Below are 2,387 nucleotides of genomic sequence, written 5' to 3'. Positions count from 1 at the left end.
CCTAATTTTACAAAACCAAATGTATGCCCAATAATACCCTAACAGATAAGCAGTTGTGGATGGAGATCGTTGATGATGATTTCAGGGCATTTAACGTGTTTTTTAAGCGCTACTGGAAGAAATTGTACATGGTCGCCTTTAAAATACTGAAGGATAAAGATGTTTGCGAAGAAATTATTGAAGACGTTTTTATCTACCTGTGGAACAAAAGAAAGGACCTGGTCATTGAATCCTTCCCGCAATACCTTTCATCCGCCACCCGGTATAAGGTGTATAATTATTTACGGTCGGCAAAAGCATCGCCATTGGTTTATGATGAAGACGCGGATGAGAAAATTGATGCCTTTTGCCTTAACCTGGGTGAAGAACATATCCGCCAGGATGAATTATACCAGCAGTTGCATAGCTACCTTAACCTGCTGCCCCGCCGTTGTAAAGAAATATTTATTATGAGCCGCCTGGAGCAATTGTCAAACGAAGAGATCGCCGACCGCCTGCTGATCTCCAAACGAACAGTTGAAAACCAGGTAACTGTTGCCTTAAAACATTTAAGGCTATCGTTAAAAGATTCGGCGCTTATCTTTTTGCTGGTAGATATTATCTCGCACCGTTAAACGGCTGTGTGCTTTTCGGTTTAAATCATTATTAATATCCAAAACAGAACGAACGACTTGTTAGTCCATTAATTGGTTACTGTAAGATCTGCGGCTATAGACATCTGAAAGGTGAGGCCGCCGGGGGCCTGCGGGCCATCCTGTATGTGAACGGTACCCTTCATGTTTTTTACAATGGTTGCCTCGGTGATCCAGCCGGTTGCTTTATCCAGTTTGATTTTGTTTGACCCGGTGCCGCTAATGTTATCATAAAGCATCATCATGCCTTTAAATGGTTTAAATCCAGCTTTCTCATTAGGCGTAAAGGTTATATCGCCGGCTACCAGGTAGCTGTTCGCCTGCACGTCTTTTATCGAAAAGGTAGTCACCGTATTACAGGATATGATCGATTCGAGGCTGCTGTTGTTTTGCCATGTTTCGCCTATCGCTACACTGTGGCCGGGGAATACAGCAAATGCATCCTGGAAATTAGTTTTAATGGTTTTTTCGCCAAAGGTTTGCTGCATCTAATTTTTAAATTGCGCTTTCTGCTCATCGGTAACCTGCGGAAAGTCCTTGAACATGTTATCGAAGAGGTTATTAATATTTTTTACTTCGAGGACCTTGCCGCTTTTAGTGATGGATATATTGAAGCTTTTGTTGAGTATACCCGCTATCATTTTTGAAGCCGGGTTGCTGCTTAAGCTGTCGTCTGAGCTAAATCCTGTGGTTTTGCCGCCAACCTCCATACTCATGTTCATCCGCTTATATTGCACTTCCATATCATAAATACTATCGCGAATGGCAATAACCTTGTGCGATATTTTTGCGGAGATGATAGTGCTGATAACTTGTTTTTGGCCGGGCAAATCCTGCACAATGGTTAAATTTGCGTTGGTTGTAAGGTAATAGGTGCTATCCTGTTTAAGGTGGAGTGCGAGGTTGATTTTTTGGCCGAAAGCATAAGCGCTGGCCAGTAGTAATAACAAAGTAAATATTTTTTTCATGATCAGGATTAATGGCCGTAAAGATGCCAAAGTTTTCCGGCAAATCAAATGGGATAAGCGGATTGGGTTACCCGGTTCATTATTTTTTGGTTACTACCACAACCATCATCCCATTGTCGGCGTTTTGCTGCCAATAAATGGTATCGTCAGCATTTTCGTATTCGAAGGATCCCGGGACGGTGTCTCTGCTTGTCCGGCTAAAACTTAGGTCGTTTAAAAGCCGGTCTATGGTTGCGTGATAGGATTGAGGCAAATAAATATAGATGTGCGTTGCAGCCTCAATTTCTTCTTTTTTGAAGCCGATGTTTGCAAGCGTATCCTGTTGGTATATATAAATGCTATAGGTTGGGTCCGAAGTATCTAATGTAAATGCAGTGGCCGACCCCATCATGTTTTCGGCAGAGGTACCGATTCGCTCGATGGCATATTTTAGTTTTGAGGCGATGAATTCTTTCGGGCTGCTGAAGCCCTGGGCCCGCACCTTTAAACCCCAAATTGTAAAGATGGCCGCGATAATTAAAAATTTAACTTTCATTGTAGAAAAAACAAATTAACGATTAGGATGGCAAAACAGCATTTTAACCAGCCTGTACCACAAAAAGCAGGGCGGGCTGTTGACACAAGATACGGAAGGATGACCTGGAGAAAAATGTGAGATTAGTAGTATTTAGGCCTGAGTGATTTTGTTCCGCCCTGTTTCACTCATCACCGTGAGTCGTACTGGAAAAGGTTGTCACTTTTTTTTATAAAGTTAAGACTATTTGTTGCTTGTTTGTCGTGTTAGGAT

General features: G+C 42.1%; 2 protein-coding genes and 1 pseudogene. 1 reads left to right on the top strand and 2 read right to left on the bottom strand.

Features of this window, described 5'->3' with window-relative positions; genetic code table 11:
• The first annotated feature begins 23 nt into the window (after positions 1-23).
• Positions 24-614, top strand: coding sequence for an RNA polymerase sigma-70 factor (locus QZY09_RS20595; RefSeq protein ID WP_295675557.1), 591 nt, complete (start codon positions 24-26; stop codon positions 612-614).
• A gap of 68 nt (positions 615-682) precedes the next feature.
• Here QZY09_RS20595 and QZY09_RS20590 read toward each other — a convergent pair.
• Positions 683-1,600, bottom strand: a pseudogene (locus QZY09_RS20590) (DUF6263 family protein).
• A 79-nt stretch (positions 1,601-1,679) separates the two neighbouring features.
• A complete protein-coding gene (locus QZY09_RS20585; protein ID WP_295675555.1) occupies positions 1,680-2,135 on the bottom strand; it encodes a hypothetical protein in 456 nt (151 codons plus the stop codon).
• Between the last annotated feature and the right edge of the window lie 252 nt (positions 2,136-2,387).

Source organism: uncultured Mucilaginibacter sp., assembly GCF_903913935.1.
Lineage (GTDB): Bacteria > Bacteroidota > Bacteroidia > Sphingobacteriales > Sphingobacteriaceae > Mucilaginibacter.
Note: the sequence above shows the minus strand (reverse complement) of the source record. Positions and strands in the feature narration are given on the sequence as shown.

Coding starts and splice junctions, on each gene's coding strand:
- QZY09_RS20585 (WP_295675555.1), bottom strand. CDS start 2,135: ATGAAAGTTAAATTTTTAATTATCGCGGCCATCTTTACAATTTGGGGT.
- QZY09_RS20595 (WP_295675557.1), top strand. CDS start 24: ATGCCCAATAATACCCTAACAGATAAGCAGTTGTGGATGGAGATCGTT.